Source organism: Collinsella sp. SGI.033, assembly GCF_050315135.1.
Classification (GTDB): domain Bacteria; phylum Actinomycetota; class Coriobacteriia; order Coriobacteriales; family Coriobacteriaceae; genus Collinsella.
This window is the reverse complement of record NZ_JBNPOK010000002.1, coordinates 54120-72844: the sequence shown is the minus strand read 5'-3', so window position 1 is coordinate 72844 and position 18725 is coordinate 54120. Positions and strand designations below refer to the sequence as shown.

Below are 18725 nucleotides of genomic sequence, written 5' to 3'. Positions count from 1 at the left end.
CAATGAGAAGTCTATAAATGCGCAATAAAAGAATTCTTGGAAAACGATCGTTAACAGACGGCGCGCCAATTCCGCTTAGAAAGTAAGGTGTGCAGGAACTCAATGTCGAAAACGCGGCTTCATCTTCGGGCTATCGCGCCTGCTCGGATACGCACAAGGACACCCCCATGAGCACGTCAATTTCGAGCCAACTCGCAACCGCACAATGAACTAGCAAAAGCAGCATATAAGCAAACGCCCCATAATAAAGTCCCTCATGTACAAGCGACGTCACTGAAAGTGCCGACGGCAGCGCCGCACTCGAAACTACCCATCCGACAAGAACAGGGATAGCGCAACTTGCAACCAGATTCCATGTCACCAGCAGCATTGCGGGACGCGCGATTTCTCTGCAGGAGGAACGAAGCGCCGTGACCGAACGCATGATGTAGCGTGGTGCAAACCGAATGCCTCGTAGCCCCCTCTGCCCCACGTCCGCATCTTCAATTAACACAAATACGAACGACGCGGAAAGAAGCGTCACGATTACTGCCACCACCAGCGAGCACAACACCCCGAGCTGACTGCTCGCAAGCGAGGCAAAGACTACAATTGCCGATAAAATCAAGTGAACCAAATAAATTAGCAGCGCCCCAGAAATCTGGAGGGGAACCGTCGAGGCTAAGAGGTAAACCGAAGGGGTTCGAGCCGGTTGCAGCGTCTCTTTGGACCGGCCGACGGCAAAAAACGAAAAAGCCACATTCGATAGAAGCAGGTTTAAAAAGGCTGCGACCACAGTGCAAATAAGCGTAATGGACGGATTGATATAGGCGAGCTCAGTTGCAACGTTTGATACACCAAGTTGAAGCGCGCTCATAACAAACAAGGGGATATATAACGCCATCGTGCAGCCACTCCGGCATCCCTTCGCCCGATCGCCCGATTCCAGAAAGACATTGAAGTTCTCTCGTAAGTTCACTCTATACCCGTTTTCTTACTAAGCAGGGCGAACGGGCGCCAATATAAACGCCGGTCCGCCCATCCACATTTCTAGTTTTAACGTCCAGACTAGTCTGTCCAGCCGTCGATGTAGTCGCGGTTAAGATCAATGTACTGCGCGGCGATATCTTTCGCCAAGGAGTACGAATTAACGAGCGGGTGCATCGCAAGGCTCTCGACAATGTCGCGCTTCGATCGGTTAACGATGCCACGCGCCACGGTGCGCTCGTAGTACTTGACGCGACGAATCAATTCGAGGTTTCCCGCGGGCACAGAATCGGCTTCGACGCGATGCGGTACGCAACCATCGGTGGAGATATCGCACGTTGATTCAATGACATCTGTATCGAGAAGACCGGGGATGGCGCCATTGTTGGGGGTGCACAGGATCATCTGCTGCGTCTTGCCAGAGCGAGCAATATCCATAAAACGGAGCGCGACACCTGCGTATCCGCCAGCATCTTTACCGTACACGTCAAACGTCCACGGCTTGTCACGATGAATACCCGTCTCGGCCGCCATGTAGTTGTTTTCGCGCATTCCATACCACTTCTCAAAGCACGCCAGGCCTTTTTCGAAGTCGTTCTCAATATCGATAGTTGCAAGCTCGCTCGTCATTTCTCGATTAATTTCTTCGATTAGTTCGCCGCGCGTCTGGGGCGAAGAGAGAACGTTGGCAACGGCACGCTCGCGATAGTAGAAATAGTATAGGTACTCATTTGGCACGCATTCGCGATTTAGGACGAGGTCCTTCTCGAAGAACCTAAGATCTGTATGAGCATATGCCCCGTCGTCGTGGATCAAGTCGGGCATGATGTCCTCGCCGTCAACCGTCACACTGCGGAAGAACGAGAGGTGGTTGAGTCCATAGCACTCGCCCTGAACCGATGCGGGATCAACACCTTTATATTCGGCAAACTGATGCAACATGCCCGAGGGGGCATCGCAAATGCCATAAGTAAAATCATAGCCCATATCACGTAGGGCCTGAGATACGACGCCAGCGGGATTAGTAAAGTTAAACACCTTGACGTCCGGCTTTGCGTACTTCTTGATTAACTCGCAATACGAAGCAAGCGCAGGGATGGAGCGCATGGCAAAAGACACGCCGGCTGCGCCAGTCGTCTCTTGGCCAAGAACCCCATGTGAAAGGGCAATGCGCTCATCGCGAACGCGCATATGGTCCCCTCCGACGCGAATCGTGGTGATCACGTAATCGGCGTCCTTAACGGCCTCGACTGCATCACCCGTCAGTGAAAAATTAAGCGCGGGGCAAAGCATGCCCGAGACATGGGCGGCGAGGCCGCCGTAGATGCGCAACTTCTCAGGATCATTGTCCATAAACACAAGTTCGTCGATCCCAAGCGATGACGCCTGCTGGGCTATGCTCTTTGCCAAAAACATGGAGCGGACGCCGCCGCCGCCTATGACCGTAAGTTTCATATCGAAACCCCCAATTAGCACATTCAATATTGCATGGTTCGCCTGTGTTTGGATATTGTATCCAGCATGGAGGGCCGCTTCCCGCCCCGGCTGCAAGGCGGGAAAGGAATTCCCCAAGGAGTTATTATTTACGCAACGGAAGCGGCCACACACGTCCGGCGGGAAGGGGCACCGATGGTTGATAAAAAGCAGATTTCCAAGCTCTACTCAGCCGCAAAGCTATCCGAAACCGAGCAAAGCGTACTCGAATACCTGCTCAACAATATCGACACCCTCGATGATATTGGTATAAAACCCGTCGCTATGGCATGCTTTACCAGCATGACGACAGTCATCAGGCTTTCGAAAAAGCTCGGCTACCGTGGCTACCGCGAAATGATGTACGATCTCAAGCACCTTCAGCATGTCTCCCGCGAAATGAATCAATCACTCAAAGACAGTAGCGTCCACTTCGTATGCCACACCGGAGATGTAGACGTATTCATCGCCGCCCTGCATCGCAACAGAATGATCGGAGTAAACGGAGAGGGCTTCTCACGCATCGTTGCGCAGTACATGGCGACCAAGCTCGTTGGACTTGGCTTTTTGGCCGTCATACAGGACTTCCTAGAAACCGATCAGTTTGTCGAATCCAACCGAAATACGCTCAGCTGCATGATGCTCATATCCAAATCGGGCCAGACAGAAGCCATCCTGGAAACCGCAAGGGCATGCCACGACGCGGGCATTACGACCCTCGCGTTTACCGGCAACGAAGACAGCGAGCTCGCCAAGACGGCAGACGCGATCTTTACGATACACGACGATCACCCAATGGATCTTAAGAACGTTAAGCCTAACTGCTTTACCGGAAGTTGTATTCTCGCATTCGAAGAACTATTGAGTATCTGCCTTGACAATCTAAAACAAGAAGGCTTGGCCCCCTAAATCATGCGATAGGAAGCCAAGCCCTAGAATTGCGCTATGCAATTGCAAACCACTTGCGCGTTTTACTCGTCACCGAGAACGTCGTGCACCTCAGAAGCGACTTCGCCGACACGAGGACCGTAAATGACCTGGATTGCCTTGTCGCTCAGGCGGATAACGCCCATAGCTTCAAGATTCTTGGTGAACACCTCGTCGTCTGCAACCTTAGAACCATCCTTGACAATCACGCGAAGACGTGAGATGCAGTTGTCAAGATCATCAATGTTGTCGGCTCCACCAAGCGCTTCGACAATGCCAACAGCAAGCGCGCTGTCCTTGGTCGCATGGCCCTGGACTGCCTTTTTGGGAGTGCTACCAGACTCGCCCTTTGCCTCAGCGGCCTTTGCCTCGAACTCGGCTCTGCTGTTGATCAACTCGATATCGTCACCGTCATCTCGACCGGGCGTCTTGATATCGAACTTAGTAATAAAGAACCGGAAGAGGAAGAAAGCTGCCAGGAAAAAGGCGGGGAGCAGAATAAGGTACGGAAGCAGATTAAGCTTCTCGGGGCGGAATAAGAATGGGATCAGGTCCTTGATATTTCCCTGGTACACCGAAACGCCCATTGCCTCCGAGAGAACTTCACCCAGTCCAGAAAGCGGAGCATAAACGCCAAAGTAGAGCCAGGGAGCGGCAAACAGGAACGTAAAGAGAATCGGCTCCGTAACACCAAAGAAAACAGTCGAAATCACTGTGGGGATTAAAAGACCGGCAACCTTCTTGCGGTTCTGGGGCTTGGCACAAGACCACATAGCAAGAGCGATGCCCGGGAACAATGCGTAATCGTTAATGCCATAGCCAGCCATGAAAGCCCTAACCAAGAGCTTGTCGCTGCTGGGAGAAGCGAGCTGTGCAAGCTGAATGGCGCTATTGCCCACCACGCGCGTTCCATCTACGACCATGGAGCCGCCAAGCTCAGTCCAATACATGGGCGTCTCGAGCAGCGGATGCAAGCCAAACGGCACAAGGCTCTCAAGTACCCAGCGATAGACAAACGTACCGAACAGACCGGAGCCTTTCACGAACGTCGCAATACCCGAAAAGCATCCACCGATGACGGGCCAGACGAAGTACATGATGCCGCCCAGGATGCCACCGGCGATCAGCGATACAATGGGGACCGTTCGACTACCCGCAAAAAACGCTAGCGCCGTTGGAAGCTTGGTCTTGTAAAAACGGCCGGTGATCCAGGCGACCAGGCAGCCCACGATAATGCCGCCAAAGACACCAGAGCTGTAGCCAAAAAAGCCGAGCGAGGTAGTGTAGAGTGCGGACTGCTCACTCGCCTGAATGGACGTAAGGCCGACGGCCTGAAGAGCTTCCACCGTTGTATTGTCGGCAGCCAAGCCAGCTGCTCCAAGCAGAATCTCAACCGTCTTGAGCATGGTGAGATAACAAACAAGGGCAGAAAAGGCAGCCCAGCCCTTCTCTTTGCGAGACAAGGAGAAGGCGCAGCCGACGGCAAACAAAACACCGAGGTTTCCAATGATTACCTCGCCGAGACCCTTAAATACCGAGAAGAACGTAAAGAGCGGCGAAGCGGCATACCAATCCCAATTAACGCCAAGGGATACAAGGGTCAGTTCGGTCGTAAAAACGCTACCGATACCCAAAAAGAGACCGGAAATGGCAATGAGCGTAATCGGAACGAGCATTGCCTTTCCGAACGATTGGAATTTTTCTTTCATCAATTCCCTCCTCAATGATCCTCTATAAACGACTATCGCGCCCCACGTCCCCACACAGGCGAAACGGAAGACATGTTCGGCAATAGAAGCAAGGTGATTGTAGAAAGGAGTACACAAAATGCGAATCGACATCGCGCAATACGGTTAAATCGACCGACGATTGCAAGTATTTACGAATCCGTAAACGGCAGCAAATCGGCAGCGAACGGCAATCTGCAGCGTAGGACAGTCCCCGCGGGCCGACAATTGCCGGTATTTTGGCTCATATTTATTGAATTGTTGCTCGCCCAAAAGCGCGGAGCATCAACGCACCCCTAAGCCAACCCCAGCAATATGCCCGCCGAATGCACGATAAACGCCACAATCCAGGCGACCATCACCTGAAACGCGAACACGGCAACGGCATAGCGCGCGCCCAACTCGCTCTTGACGGCACCGATTGCCGCCACGCAGGGCGGATACAGCAGCGTAAAGACCAAGAACACGTAGGCGGTAAACGGCGAAAACATGGTCGACAGCGCCGCGGGTGACGTTGCATCCAAAAGCACGGTGAGGGTCGAGATGACGCTCTCCTTGGCGATAAGTCCGGTGACGAGCGCCGTGGATGCACGCCAGTCGCCAAAGCCAAGCGGCGCCAACGCCGGCGCGATGATGCTACCCAGACCGGCAAGTAGACTCTGCGACTGATCGGCGACCACATTAAAGCGGATGTCAAACGTCTGGAGGAACCAGATGACCACGGTGGCGGCAAAGATGATGGTAAAGGCCTTGGTAATAAAGTCCTTGGCCTTATCCCACGCCAGCATCACCGTCGTCTTGATGCTCGGCAGGCGGTAGTTGGGAAGCTCCATGATAAACGGCACCGGGTCGCCCTTAAATGCCGTGCGGTTGAGCACCAAAGCCGCGATGCAACCGACCGCAATGCCAATCAGATAGAGCGAGACCATGGCTGGGACCGTCGCCTGCGGGAAGAATGCTCCGCACAGCAAGCCGTAAACCGGCAACTTGGCCGAGCAGCTCATGAACGGCGTGAGCATGACCGTCATCTTGCGATCATGCTCGGATGGGAGTGTACGGGTCGACATGATAGCCGGCACGGTGCAGCCAAAACCGACGAGCATGGGCACAAAGCTGCGGCCCGACAGGCCAAAGCGACGCAGCACCTTATCCATGACAAAGGCCACGCGCGCCATGTAGCCGGAGTCTTCCAGAATGGAGAGGAACAAGAAGAGCACGACGATAATCGGCAGGAAGGTCAGCACGCTGCCCACGCCCGTAAGCACGCCGTCGACAGCCAGCGAGCGCACCACGTCGTTGGTTCCAAACGCCTTGAGACCCGCATCGGCCGAGGCGATGATGGCAGCGATGCCGTCCTCCATAAGTCCCTGCAACGCCGCGCCGATCACGCCAAACGTCAGCCAAAAGACGAGGCCCATGATCACCAGAAACGCCGGGATGGCCGTGTAGCGACCCGTCAGGATGCGGTCGATCTTAACGGAGCGCACGTGTTCGCGGCTCTCGTGCGGCTTGACGACGCAGCGCCCGCACACGTCGCCGATAAAGCTAAAGCGCATATCGGCCAGCGCGGACAGGCGGTCGGTGCCAGCCTCGCCCTCCATCTGGGTAATGATGTGCTCGATAGCGTCAAGTTCGTTGCGATCCAGGTGAAGTGCCTCGGTCACCAGCTCGTCGCCCTCAACCAGCTTGGTCGCCGCAAAACGCACCGGAATGCGGGCCGTCACGGCATGGTCCTCGATCAGGTTGGCAATGCCGTGGATGCAGCGATGCAGCGCACCGCCGTCCGGGCCATCGGGCGCGCAGAAGTCCAGGCGACCCGGGCGCTCGCGGAACCGCGCCACATGCAGAGCGTGATCCACCAGCTCGCCGATACCCTCGTTGCGGGCAGCGCTAATGGGGACAACAGGCACGCCCAACAGGCTCTCGAGCAGGTTGACGTCCACGGCGCCGCCGTTGGCCGTCACCTCGTCCATCATGTTGAGCGCGATGACCATGGGGCAGTCGAGCTCCATAAGCTGCAGCGTCAGGTAGAGGTTGCGCTCGATATTGGTGGCATCGATGATGTCGATGATGGCGTCGGGATGCTCGTCAAGGATAAACTGGCGGCTGACGATCTCTTCGCCCGTGTACGGAGACAGCGAATAGATGCCGGGCAGGTCGGTAACGCTCGCCTCGGGGTGGTTACGGACAGTACCGTCCTTGCGGTCGACCGTCACGCCGGGAAAGTTACCAACATGTTGGTTGGAACCCGTCAGCTGGTTGAACAGCGTGGTCTTGCCGCAATTTTGGTTGCCGGCGAGGGCAAAGTGCAGCGGCGCGCCCTCGGGCACGGCCGTTTTTGCCGCGCGGGGCGAATACGTCCCCTCACCGAGCGCCGGGTGCTCCGTCGTGCCGATTGCGGCGTTAACGCGCGGGCTCGTATCGGTGTCGTGAATACCCACGAGCTCAATGCGAGCAGCATCGTCTTTGCGCAGCGTCAACTCGTAGCCACGCAGGCGAATCTCGAGCGGGTCGCCCATGGGGGCGTACTTCATCATGGTGACTTCGGTGCCCGGCGTTAAGCCCATGTCCAAAATATGCTGTCGGAGTGCCTGATCGTCCGATGCCACCGATGCGACAACGGCGTCCTTTCCAATCTCGAGTGTATCGAGCTTCACGTCCGTGTTCCTCCCCCGACGCCCACAGGGCGTTGCATTTATGTTCACCATTGCTAACCGTTTGCCATGGCTAACCAATTTTAACCATGCATGATAGCGCGAACATGCAGCGACGTTCAATCAACAGATTGTTGCAATGGGGATTCCGGACCCCGGTTTTCCAGACGAGCCTGCTGCGGAAACTGCATCCCACTACTCAGGCGAATTCCGGTCCCCGATTTCCCGATGGGGCCTCTCGGGGAAACTGCGTCCCACTCTGAAGCTTCAAAACGGGATGCGTTTTCCGGTTGAGGCATCTTGCGGAAAATGCATCCCGGAATCGTCGCTCAGACCGGGACGCATTTTCCCGATCGACCCTCTGCGGGAAACTGTATCCCACCTTGAGGGGCAAAACTGGGACGCGGTTTCCGGTCCGGGCATCAAAACGAAGTTGCGGTGGAATAGTTCCTGCTTGGGGCTTTAACCAGCAAAAACAGGAACTATTTCACCGCAAGTTATGAGGGACGGGAGGGACTGGCCCTCTTACTCTTACAGATGGCGCTCCAGGAAGCGGAAGGCTAGGCGAATCCAAGGGCGAACCGCCACCTGCTTGTCCTCGTTGTCGACCGCGGTATTGGCATTGCCGAGCGAAAGGCCGTGACCGCCTTGGTCAAAGACGTGCATCTCGCAAGCGACGCCCTCCTCGGCCATACGCTGAGCAAACGGATAGACCTGCGCGATCGGCGCCGTTTTGTCATCGGACACGCCCCACACAAAGGTCGGCGGCATCTGACGCGAAACATGCGTGGTAGGGCAGATATCGGCCAGGCGTTCATCGGTCGCCTCGCCGCCGGTCACCATCGACAGGTAATCGTTGAGCAAATCGCGCCCCGTCTTGCCACCTGTCTTGGGCACGCGCAAGTCGATGCGCGGATCGCGCGTCTGCATGTCGCGGACATAGGCAAAGTCGAGCAATGGATAGCCCAGCACCACGGCATCGGGACGAATGTCGTCCGGACGCGCCCCGACAAGTGCCGCGAAGGGACCGGTCTTCCACTGCGTTGCCAGCGAGGCGCAAATCATGCCGCCCGCCGAAAAGCCCACAACGCACACGCGCTTGGGATCGACATGCCACTCGTCGGCATTCGCACGAACCGTGGCGACCATCTTGGCAAGATCTGCCTGGGGGTGCGGAAAGCTCACGTCACCCGTGCCACTCGTGACATAGTTGAGAACAAAGGCCTGGTACCCGTGATCCAAAAAGGCAAACGCCACCGGATCCTGCTCGTGCGGAGCGATGTGCGTAAACGCGCCTCCGCCGCAGATGATCACTGCCGGGCGACGACCATTGGGCTTGCCGGGCAGCGGTTCGGCCCCCATATAGGTAAACGTCGCCGGATATTCCTCGGTCGGCTCCTCGCCCCACAGCGCATGGCTCTCGACGATCATATATGCTCCCTTCGCGCGATTCGTGCGCACGTTATGTATCGCCTTCAAGCGTACCCCACTTGGACGCACGGCATCGAAACGTATCCGCAATAAGTTCCCTTCAACTGATATATCACATAATCCCAGCTCAGAGCCGTCGTTGAGCAGCGTAAAATAGAGACGCTGACCGAACCGGAAACACACAAGAAACGTTTCCGGCAAAACTACGCGTGCGCCACATGCGCACTTGATACGTTGGAGGCATCTATGGGTCTGCTCGATTCGCTCAAGTCCACGTTCAACTCGTCGGGCGAGGCGTCCGTACCGCCCGCAGCAAGCTTCGCCACCCGCGAAGGCGTCATCTACGCTCCCGTTAACGGTGTGCTCGTCAATCTAAACGAGATTCCCGACGAGACCATCGCCTCGGGTATGCTCGGCCAGGGCTACGGCATCGAGCCCATCACCGGCACCATCTATGCGCCCGCTAACGGCCGCATCGGCGCCACCACCGTCACCAACCACTCTATTGGCATGATCACCGAGGACGGCCTTCGCGTGTTCATCCATGTCGGCCTGGGCACCGTACAAATGAACGGCAAGGGTTTTGCCCGCTTTGTCGAGATGGGCGATGTGGTCAAGGCAGGCCAGCCGCTCATCAGTTTCGACCGCGATGCCATTAAGGCCGCTGGCCACGAGGACATCGTGACCGTCATCATCTCCGAGCTCGATCGTCTTAAGAGCATCGACCATGTCGGCGAGTCTGGAACGCTTATCGGCGGCAACCCGCTCGTCAAGCTGGGCGACCCGCTGCTGGTGGCTAAGACCAAGTAACGAGTCCTGCGCCGTACAGCCAATAGGCAACACGCCAAGCGCCCACGACCATCTGGCCGCGGGCGCTTTTCGTTTGAAAACCGTCCCGTCAATGCCTTATCTGTATAGCCCAAATGAGCCGAGCTGCTAGAATATCGAACTATATGGATAACTATCATTCAACCGTTATGGGAGGATACGTGAACCGCACCAAAATCGCGCAGCTCTATGCCGATTCCGAGTCGCTCGGCGGCAAGACCGTCACTGTCGCCGGCTGGGTCAAGTCCGTCCGCGACATGAAGAACTTTGGCTTCGTCACGCTCAACGACGGCAGCTGCTTCCGCGACCTGCAGGTCGTCATGAACCGCGAGACGCTCGGCAACTACGACGAGATCGCCCACCAAAACGTCTCGGCTGCACTCATTTGCACCGGCACCGTCAAGCTGACCCCCGATGCGCCCCAGCCTTTCGAGCTTTCTGCCACCTCCATCGAGGTAGAGGGCACGAGCGCCCCGGACTACCCGCTGCAGAAGAAGCGCGCAACCGTCGAGTTTCTGCGTACCCAGCAGCACCTGCGCCCGCGCACCAACCTGTTCCGTGCCGTGTTCCGCATCCGCTCTGTCGCGGCTGCCGCCATCCACCGCTTCTTCCAGGAGCAGGGCTTTGTCTACGTCAACACCCCCATCATCACCACGAGTGACTGCGAGGGCGCCGGCGAGATGTTCCGCGTGACCACGATCGACCCCAAAAATCCGCCTCTCACCGAGTCCGGAGAGGTCGACTGGAGCCAGGACTTCTTTGGCAAGCACGCAAGCCTTACCGTGTCCGGCCAGCTCAATGCCGAGAACTTTGCCATGGCCTTTGGCGACGTGTACACCTTTGGCCCCACCTTCCGCGCCGAAAACTCCAACACCACGCGCCACGCCGCCGAGTTTTGGATGATCGAGCCCGAGATGGCCTTTGCCGACCTGAACGACTACATGGATAACGCTGAGGCCATGCTCAAGTACGTTCTTAAGGACGTTATGGCCACTTGCCCCGACGAGCTCAACATGCTCAACAAGTTTGTGGACAAGGGCCTGATCGAGCGCCTGAACCACGTGGCCAACTCCGACTTTGCCCGCGTCACCTACACCGAGGCCGTCGAGATCCTGGAGCAGGCCGTCGCCGCCGGTCACAAGTTTGACTATCCTGTCAGCTGGGGCATTGACCTGCAGACCGAGCACGAGCGCTTCCTGACCGAGGAGCACTTTAAGCGCCCGACCTTCGTGACCGACTACCCGGCCGAGATCAAGGCCTTCTACATGCGCATGAACGACGACGGCAAGACCGTCGCCGCCGCCGACTGCCTGGTTCCCGGTATCGGCGAGATTATCGGCGGCTCCCAGCGCGAGGAGCGCCTGGATCTGCTCGAGGCCCGCATCAAGGACCTGGGCATGGCCCCTGAGCAGTACAAGTACTATCTTGACCTGCGCCGCTATGGCTCCTGCAAACACGCCGGCTATGGCCTGGGCTTCGAGCGCTTGGTAATGTACCTGACGGGTGTGGGCAACATCCGCGACGTCCTTCCGCACCCCCGCACCGTGGGCAACGCCGATTTCTAATCGCCACAGCTCCGTCCCGCGCGTTACAGCGTGTCGCACCAGCGCCTCTCGGCAAGCTGAGGGGCGCTTTTTTCAACAGCATCCGTCAAGCTTTTGTCAAGCTTTCGGTCAGCTGATCAGGGCTGTTGAAAACTCGACCCGCCGCTTGCCGACGACTACCGACCACCCAGAGTGCCCTGTGCCCCTAAGCAAACCCCGTGTCCTAGGCTCCGTACCGTCATCACCCAAAAACGGAAAGGACGTGAACGCAATGGCCAAACCCGCTGTTGAGAACTACGAGGCCACGACCAGGGGTGCTGCTTCCATGGCAGCCTATCGCGCTGTGCGCATCCTGCAACTCTTAAGCGAGCATACCGGTGAGGACAAAGCGCTTCCTCCCGATGAGCTGATCGAGCGTCTCGCCCATCCCGACGACCCCGCTCGCATGCCCATCTCGGCAGCGCGGCGCAGCATCCATACCGCGATTTCCGCCCTGCGACATGCCGGATACGAGATTGAGTACAAGCGCGGCGCGGGTTACCGACTTCTCACCCGACCGCTCTCCGACGAGGAAATCATTCGACTCCATGGCATGGTCATGCGCAACCGCTCCACACCCATCGCGACCAGGAAAAGCATAGCGCGCCATCTGGTCGCCATGGCAAGCGCCGACGTTCGCGGCTATCTCGATACGTCCGAGCCGGCACCAAGCGCAGAAGGCAAACCCGCCAAGGCCACACGACCGCCCGCCAAACGCATCGATACCTGCGAGCTCATCGAGCGGGCCATCGACCACGGAACCACGGTGAGCTTTGACATTTCAAGCGTCACGACACATGACAAGATCGAAGTGACGAGGATGACCGTTCGGCCTTTTGCCATCAAACAGCGAGACGACGTCTCGTATCTGCTGGGAACGGTCGTCGACGGGCACGGCTCCGACGACACCCTACGCACCGTCGAGGTCGGCCGCATGAGAAACGTTAGCACGCGCCTGCTCGACGGCAAGAAGCTCTTTGCCGCGCTGGACGAGGGGGAGCGGCCCGCGCCCGCCGCCTAAGTCTTGCCGTTGCCCGCCAAATCCCCCGCCGTCCATCCGGTTCAGTATTAAAAAACCCGACAGGTTGTTGAAAAAATGGGCATCGGCGCTACTATAGACCCACTTGCACTTTGTTTGAGTGCAGTGTTTCCAGCAATTTCTATACTGGGGGTAATGACATGAACGACATCACCATCAGCCGCAGGAGCCTTCTGGTCTCCGCCGGCCTGCTCGCACTGGCCCCGCTCGCCGGATGCGGCGGCAACTCTGGTTCCGGCTCTGCAGCCGCCGGTTCCGACTACACCATCGGCGTTCTGCAGCTCACTGAGCACCCCGCGCTCGACGCCGCCAACGACGGCTTTGTCAAGGCCATCAAGAAGAGCGGACTCAAGGTCAAGATCGACCAGAAGAACGCCCAGAACGACCAGTCCACGTGTAAGTCCATCGCCGACAAGTTTGTGGGCGACAACGTCAACTTGATCTACGCCATCGCCACGCCTGCCGCACAGGCTGCCGCCGGCGCCACGGCCGATATCCCCATCGTGGGCTGCGCCATCACCGACTACGCCGCCTCTGGCCTGGTCCAGGACAACGACAAGCCCGGCACCAACGTCACCGGCGCCTCCGACCTCACCCCGGTCGCCGAGCAGCTCGAGATGATGCAGAAGGTCCTGCCCGACGTTAAAAAGGTCGGTCTGCTCTACTGCACCGCCGAGTCCAACTCCGACGTCCAGATCAAGGCCGCCAAGAAGGAACTCGACAAGCTGGGCCTGGAGTACACCGATTTCACCGTCTCGAGCTCCAACGAGATCCAGTCCGTCGTCGAGTCTGCCGTAGGCAAGGTCGACGCGCTCTACTCCCCTACTGACAACACCATCGCCGCGGGCGCTTCGCAGGTCGGTCAGATCTGCAAGGAGAACAAGCTTCCCTTTGTGACCGGCGAGGAGGGCATGTGCATGGCCGGCGGCCTGTTCACCCTTTCCATCAACTATGAGGACCTGGGCTACGCCGCGGGCGAGATGGCCGTTAAGATTCTGAAGGGCGAGGCCAAGCCCGAGGATATGCCGATCAAGCACCTCCCAAGCAAGGATCTGGTCGTCGTCAAGAACGACGAGATGGCCGAGGCCCTGGGCATCGACCTTTCCGCTCTAGACGAGTAGCACCATGCGCGGTAACGCAGCTAGGCACGCGCTTGCGCCATAGCTGTGTTATTCAATATCTGAGTCATTGGGGCGAACGCTAAAGACCGGCGTTCGCCCTGCTTGTTTTTGGTAAAACAAAATGTCCGTCCGCTGCTCTTTTATGCATTGGTACCGCTATTATGGAAAATCACGTGTCCACCCTATCCTAGGAGGTATGAAGCATGCTCATTGCATTGCAGGGCGCCGTTTCGCAGGGTGTCCTCTGGGGCATTATGGTGCTTGGCGTGTTTATCACGTTCCGCCTGCTCGACATCCCCGATATGACCTGCGACGGCAGCTTTGCCCTCGGCGGCTGCGTCTGCGCCGTGCTCATCGTCAGCAACAATGTCGACCCGTTGCTCGCCGTTTTGGCCGGCATGTGCGCCGGTGCCATTGCGGGCGCGGTCACGGGCATTCTGACCACCGTCTTTGAGATTCCCGCGATCCTCGCCGGAATCCTCACCCAGATCAGCCTGTGGTCCATCAACCTGCGCATCATGGGCAAATCCAACACGCCTATCCTTGCCAAGGGCACCGTGTTCTCGGCCGTCAGCAATATGACGGGCCTGCCGCAGTCCACCGTTGCCATCATCCTGGGCATCTTGCTCGCCGTGGCTATCGTTGCCATCCTGTATTGGTTCTTTGGCACCGAGATCGGCTCGGCGCTGCGCGCCACCGGCAACAACGAGTACATGATCCGTGCCCTGGGCGTCAACACCAACTCCACTAAGATGATCGCCCTCGTGCTCTCCAACGCCCTCATTGGCCTTTCGGGCGCGCTCATCTGCCAGAGCCAGAAGTACGCCGACATTGGTATGGGCACTGGCGCCATCGTTATCGGTCTCGCCGCCATTGTTATCGGCGAGGTGCTCGGCCGCCTGCTGCCCGGCGGTCTCACGCAGTTTAGCGTCCGTCTTGCCTCCGCCGTCTTTGGCTCCGTGGTGTACTTCCTCATCCGCGCCATCGTGCTGCAGCTGGGCATGGACGCCAACGACATGAAGCTGCTCTCCGCCGTGATTGTCGCCGTGGCCCTATGCGTGCCCGTGGTTTGGGAGCGCTATAAGCTCTGCAGCTCCTACACGAAGGGGGATGAGGCAGATGCTTAAGCTCTCGCACGTCAAGAAGACCTTTAACAAGGGCACCGTCACCGAAAAGCGCGCTCTTACCGGCGTCGACCTTACCCTCAACGACGGCGACTTTGTAACCGTGATTGGCGGCAACGGCGCCGGCAAGTCCACGCTGCTCAACATGATCGCCGGCGTGTATCCGCTCGATTCGGGCGTTATCGAGCTCGACGGCACCGACATCTCGCGTCTGAGCGAGTCGCAGCGTGCCAAGTACCTGGGCCGCGTGTTCCAGGACCCCATGCGCGGCACCGCAGCCGACATGCAAATTGCCGAGAACCTGGCACTCGCCAAGCGTCGCGGCCAGCGTCGCGGCCTTTCGTGGGGCGTCACCAAGGCCGAGAAGGACGAGTACGTCAAGCTGCTCAAGCGTCTGGACCTTGGTCTGGACACGCGCCTCAACGCCAAGGTCGGCCTGCTCTCGGGCGGCCAGCGCCAGGCACTCACCCTGCTCATGGCCACGCTCACCAAGCCGCGCCTGCTGCTGCTCGACGAGCATACCGCAGCACTTGACCCCAAGACGGCCTCTAAGGTGCTCAATCTGACCGAGGAGATCGTCGACGAGAACCACCTGACCACGCTCATGGTCACGCATAACATGAACGACGCTATCCGTCTGGGCAATCGCCTGATCATGATGCACGAGGGCCACGTAATCTACGATGTGGCGGGCGATGAGAAGAAATCGCTCACCGTGGCCGACTTGCTTCAGAAGTTCGAGGAAGTCTCGGGCGGCGAGCTCGCCAACGACCGCATGCTGCTGAGCTAAACCTACCAAAAAGGGACAGGTTTATTTTGGCAGGTTTTATCTGCGCAGACGTCAAAACCGCCGCAAAGGGACAGACACCTTTGCGGCGGTTTTTGTTAAAGAGTAAGGAGACCGCCATGAAAAGACTCCCCCGCCTTGCGTTAGCTGCCGCGTTGTTTGCCGGCGCGCTCACAGGCATCCCAAGCCTCGCTTTCGCGGGGAACCTGCCCGCCGCTATTGACGGCTCCGTGGCCGTCATGCACACCAATGATATCCACGGCAGCTACAAGTACAGCTACAACGCAAGCAAGGGTACCGGCACTGTCGGCTTTGACGGACTGGCAGTTCTCTATAGCGCTCAAGGCAGTGCCCCCGATCTTTTGCTCGATGCGGGCGATACCTTCCACGGGCAATCCTTCGCCACTATGAGCGAGGGCAAAAGCATCGCCGAGCTCATGGACACCTTTTATGCGAACGGCTACGACGCGACCACGCCGGGCAACCACGACTGGAGCTACGGCGCGGACAAGCTCCGCACCATGACCGGCTACAGCACCACCGGCACGCCCTTCGCCATGCTCTGCGCAAACGCGAAGTCTACGAGCGGCGTATGGAGCTCGAGCATCACCAAGACGCTCGACCGTACCTGGGAGGACAGCGAAGACCACTCCACATTCGACTACAAAATCAAGGTCGGCGTCGTGGGTGCCATGGATGAGTCGCTGGGATTCTCACTGCGCGAAGGCCTTGTCCAGGACACGTCGTTCTCGGATGCGGCAGCCGCCATCAATGCCGAGGCTAAGCGACTGCGCGAGGATGAGGGCTGCAACGTTATCGTCTGCATCGCGCACACGCTCAACGCCAAGGCCTTTGCTGCAAAGCTCGTTGGGGTCGATGCACTGGTCGCGGGCCACGAGCACATCAACTTAGACGAAAACGTGACGGGGGCCGACGGCAAGCCGGTCCGCGTCGTCGAGGCGGGCAGCGCCTTTGCCGAGGTCGGCCTGCTTTCCATTCCGTACAAGTACGACACGAATGGCACTGTGACGACCGACGATGACGCGGTCACGGTCCCCGCAGACGACAGCGACGAGAAGCTCTACACCGCCAAGAACGTCAACGACCTTTTGGCAGACCCCGACAAGGGCGCCTTCTACCAGAGTCAACTCGATGAGGTTCGCAATAACAAAATCAAGCCACTCGACGACGCCTTTAAAATCGAGTCGAACAAAGTGATCGGCACATCCGCCACTGACTATTTCTATGGCGAAGACGCCGCGGGTACGCATGGCTGGGAGATGGTGCGCACCACCGATTTGCGTCCCAGCAAAGCGAGCGACACCACCAAGGCCCAGACCATCGGGCATGTGATCTGCGGCTCTTATCTTGCCCTGACGGGGGCAGACCTCGCCATCGAAAACGCGGGCGGCATCCGCGGCGGCATCGCGGCGGGCGATGTGACCGCCGGCAACGTCATCGCCATCTCGCCTTATGGCAACACCGTGGAGACCTGGACCATGACCGGTGCAAACTTCCTCGCAGCGCTTGAGCACTCACTGCAGATCAGCGACGATTGCAATCACAGCTACGAGCTTCAGCAAGCCTACGTGGCAGCCGGCCATACCGAGCAGGAGGCGCAAGACAAGTACAAGTGGCGCGATGACTCTGGCAGCGTTCTCTCCTTTGGCGGCATTAACGTGACGATTGATTGGACGCAGCCCGAAGGCAAGCGCATTGTGAGCGCCACACTCACCAAGGATGGCAGCGCGCTCGACCCCGCCAAGAACTACGCCGTCGCCACCAATAACTACATCATTACCAACACGACCGTCTTTCCCACCTTTGCAAAAGCTAAGAAGTGCGCCGAGTGGAGTACGTGCGAGGCAGCGCTGAGGGCACTGATCGGGCAGGACGACTGGGAGAACAAGATGGCCTCGCTCGCGGGCACCATCAGCTTTGGCTCCGCCGAGAGCCCCGCACCCCATCCGACCCCAACGCCTGAGCCCTCATCCAACCCCGGCACGACGACCACGCAGATCACCACCAAGAAGACGGCCGGTAAGCTTGCCGCAACGGGAGACCGTACGCTGACCGTGGTCGGTGCATGCCTCATCGGCGGCATCATCGTCATCATGGTCGGCATTATCTGGAAGCGCCGCCGCTAAGCTACACCGCCGGGCCTTGCAGCCCCGCCGTACAAACCTTATATCGAGCGCAAAAGCCCGTCCGTTGTGATCGGACGGGCTTTTTGGTGGGTATCATGGTTGAACGATCATGAGGAGGTTTTCCCTACATGGAATTGTTTGAGCCGATTCTTCATTTCTTTGAACAGCGGTGGGTCCACAACATCATCTGGGCTGGTATCTTGGCGATAGGCACCGCCGTTGCCGCCAAAGTCGTTTCCAAGACGCTGCGTCACCTGCTCAACCGCGACGATAACCCGCTTCCCGCTTCGAGCATCTTCATCAACATTGCGCGCGCCGTCATCTGGATGGTCGGCGGCAGCTTTATCCTCGACAACTGCTTTGGCATTAACGCAAACGCGCTCGTCGCCGCTCTTGGCGTCGGCGGCATTGCCATCTCGCTCGGCTTTCAGGACACGCTGTCGAACCTTATCGGCGGCATGCAGGTGACCTTTATGGGCATCATCAAGCCCGGCGACAATATCGAGGTTGGCGGCGTGTCGGGCGTGGTACAGGACATCACCTGGCGCCACACGACCATCGAGGATGCCTACGGGCAGACCATCATTGTGCCCAACTCCAACATCTCCAAGGACACGCTCGTGCATCTGATGCCCTTTGGGCGCGTGGCCGTGCCCGTTGCCGTAAAGGACACGTCTAAATGGGCTTCCCTTGACACGCTGGCAGACGAGCTGACCAGCGCCACCAAGGCCGCCGTGCTTCCCATCTCGGGCTTTGACCAGGAGCCCTACGTGCTCTTTAGCGAAATCGGCGACTTTGGCATCAAGGGCAAGATCATCTTTATCGTCAGTGACGACAGCACCACACTCACCGCTGCCGACGCCTGCATCCGCGCTATCGCTCCCATCATCGCCTAAAGCACCACAAAGGGGACAGTGA

Annotated in this window: 14 protein-coding genes; 9 read left to right on the top strand and 5 right to left on the bottom strand. The window is 58.2% G+C overall.

The window, feature by feature from the left end; all coding sequences use genetic code 11:
• Positions 1 to 130 precede the first annotated feature (130 nt).
• On the bottom strand, positions 131 to 883 hold the full coding sequence (locus ACQRC0_RS01215) for a hypothetical protein (protein ID WP_427727095.1): 753 nt from the start codon (positions 881 to 883) through the stop codon (positions 131 to 133).
• 164 nt (positions 884 to 1047) lie between these two features.
• Positions 1048 to 2421 carry a 6-phospho-beta-glucosidase gene (locus tag ACQRC0_RS01210; protein ID WP_427727092.1) on the bottom strand — a complete coding sequence of 458 codons (1374 nt, stop codon included), beginning with the start codon at positions 2419 to 2421 and terminating at the stop codon, positions 1048 to 1050.
• 174 nt (positions 2422 to 2595) lie between these two features.
• Between ACQRC0_RS01210 and ACQRC0_RS01205 the strand changes: the two genes are divergently transcribed.
• Complete coding sequence (locus ACQRC0_RS01205) at positions 2596 to 3348, top strand: MurR/RpiR family transcriptional regulator (protein WP_158550125.1); 753 nt, start codon at positions 2596 to 2598, stop codon at positions 3346 to 3348.
• Between the two features lie 62 nt (positions 3349 to 3410).
• On the opposite strand, the gene ACQRC0_RS01200 is transcribed toward ACQRC0_RS01205, so the two are convergent.
• The 3 genes from ACQRC0_RS01200 to ACQRC0_RS01190 all read right to left on the bottom strand — a co-directional run bounded on the left by ACQRC0_RS01200 (position 3411) and on the right by ACQRC0_RS01190 (position 9178).
• Complete coding sequence (locus tag ACQRC0_RS01200; protein ID WP_427727089.1) at positions 3411 to 5075, bottom strand: PTS transporter subunit EIIC; 1665 nt, start codon at positions 5073 to 5075, stop codon at positions 3411 to 3413.
• A gap of 314 nt (positions 5076 to 5389) precedes the next feature.
• Entirely contained in the window at positions 5390 to 7801 is a 2412-nt protein-coding gene (gene feoB / locus ACQRC0_RS01195) for a ferrous iron transport protein B (protein WP_427727086.1), read from the bottom strand.
• A 477-nt stretch (positions 7802 to 8278) separates the two neighbouring features.
• Positions 8279 to 9178: an alpha/beta hydrolase gene (locus ACQRC0_RS01190; protein WP_427727083.1), complete on the bottom strand. Its 900-nt coding sequence runs from the start codon at positions 9176 to 9178 to the stop codon at positions 8279 to 8281.
• 246 nt (positions 9179 to 9424) lie between these two features.
• On the opposite strand from ACQRC0_RS01190, the gene ACQRC0_RS01185 reads away from it, so the two are divergent.
• The 8 genes from ACQRC0_RS01185 (at position 9425) to ACQRC0_RS01150 (ending at position 18703) form a co-directional block, all read left to right on the top strand.
• Positions 9425 to 9988 carry a PTS sugar transporter subunit IIA gene (locus tag ACQRC0_RS01185; protein ID WP_154514730.1) on the top strand — a complete coding sequence of 188 codons (564 nt, stop codon included), beginning with the start codon at positions 9425 to 9427 and terminating at the stop codon, positions 9986 to 9988.
• A gap of 179 nt (positions 9989 to 10167) precedes the next feature.
• Positions 10168 to 11571: an asparagine--tRNA ligase gene (asnS, locus tag ACQRC0_RS01180; RefSeq protein WP_427727080.1), complete on the top strand. Its 1404-nt coding sequence runs from the start codon at positions 10168 to 10170 to the stop codon at positions 11569 to 11571.
• Between the two features lie 250 nt (positions 11572 to 11821).
• On the top strand, positions 11822 to 12610 hold the full coding sequence (locus ACQRC0_RS01175) for a hypothetical protein (RefSeq protein WP_427727077.1): 789 nt from the start codon (positions 11822 to 11824) through the stop codon (positions 12608 to 12610).
• Between the two features lie 158 nt (positions 12611 to 12768).
• Positions 12769 to 13749: an ABC transporter substrate-binding protein gene (locus tag ACQRC0_RS01170; RefSeq protein WP_427727074.1), complete on the top strand. Its 981-nt coding sequence runs from the start codon at positions 12769 to 12771 to the stop codon at positions 13747 to 13749.
• Between the two features lie 203 nt (positions 13750 to 13952).
• A complete protein-coding gene (locus tag ACQRC0_RS01165; protein ID WP_427727071.1) occupies positions 13953 to 14876 on the top strand; it encodes an ABC transporter permease in 924 nt (307 codons plus the stop codon).
• Positions 14869 to 15663 carry an ABC transporter ATP-binding protein gene (locus tag ACQRC0_RS01160; RefSeq protein ID WP_117839998.1) on the top strand — a complete coding sequence of 265 codons (795 nt, stop codon included), beginning with the start codon at positions 14869 to 14871 and terminating at the stop codon, positions 15661 to 15663. Before ACQRC0_RS01165 ends, ACQRC0_RS01160 begins: the two co-directional genes overlap by 8 nt.
• Positions 15664 to 15779: 116 nt before the next feature.
• A complete protein-coding gene (locus ACQRC0_RS01155) occupies positions 15780 to 17807 on the top strand; it encodes a bifunctional metallophosphatase/5'-nucleotidase (RefSeq protein ID WP_427727068.1) in 2028 nt (675 codons plus the stop codon).
• A 128-nt stretch (positions 17808 to 17935) separates the two neighbouring features.
• Positions 17936 to 18703: a mechanosensitive ion channel family protein gene (locus ACQRC0_RS01150; RefSeq protein WP_427727065.1), complete on the top strand. Its 768-nt coding sequence runs from the start codon at positions 17936 to 17938 to the stop codon at positions 18701 to 18703.
• Positions 18704 to 18725 lie beyond the last annotated feature (22 nt).

Coding starts and splice junctions, on each gene's coding strand:
- ACQRC0_RS01155 (WP_427727068.1), top strand. CDS start 15,780: ATGAAAAGACTCCCCCGCCTTGCGTTAGCTGCCGCGTTGTTTGCCGGC.
- ACQRC0_RS01150 (WP_427727065.1), top strand. CDS start 17,936: ATGGAATTGTTTGAGCCGATTCTTCATTTCTTTGAACAGCGGTGGGTC.
- ACQRC0_RS01185 (WP_154514730.1), top strand. CDS start 9,425: ATGGGTCTGCTCGATTCGCTCAAGTCCACGTTCAACTCGTCGGGCGAG.
- ACQRC0_RS01210 (WP_427727092.1), bottom strand. CDS start 2,421: ATGAAACTTACGGTCATAGGCGGCGGCGGCGTCCGCTCCATGTTTTTG.
- ACQRC0_RS01170 (WP_427727074.1), top strand. CDS start 12,769: ATGAACGACATCACCATCAGCCGCAGGAGCCTTCTGGTCTCCGCCGGC.
- ACQRC0_RS01205 (WP_158550125.1), top strand. CDS start 2,596: ATGGTTGATAAAAAGCAGATTTCCAAGCTCTACTCAGCCGCAAAGCTA.
- ACQRC0_RS01200 (WP_427727089.1), bottom strand. CDS start 5,075: ATGAAAGAAAAATTCCAATCGTTCGGAAAGGCAATGCTCGTTCCGATT.
- ACQRC0_RS01190 (WP_427727083.1), bottom strand. CDS start 9,178: ATGATCGTCGAGAGCCATGCGCTGTGGGGCGAGGAGCCGACCGAGGAA.
- ACQRC0_RS01160 (WP_117839998.1), top strand. CDS start 14,869: ATGCTTAAGCTCTCGCACGTCAAGAAGACCTTTAACAAGGGCACCGTC.
- feoB (WP_427727086.1), bottom strand. CDS start 7,801: ATGGTGAACATAAATGCAACGCCCTGTGGGCGTCGGGGGAGGAACACG.
- ACQRC0_RS01215 (WP_427727095.1), bottom strand. CDS start 883: ATGGCGTTATATATCCCCTTGTTTGTTATGAGCGCGCTTCAACTTGGT.
- ACQRC0_RS01165 (WP_427727071.1), top strand. CDS start 13,953: ATGCTCATTGCATTGCAGGGCGCCGTTTCGCAGGGTGTCCTCTGGGGC.
- ACQRC0_RS01175 (WP_427727077.1), top strand. CDS start 11,822: ATGGCCAAACCCGCTGTTGAGAACTACGAGGCCACGACCAGGGGTGCT.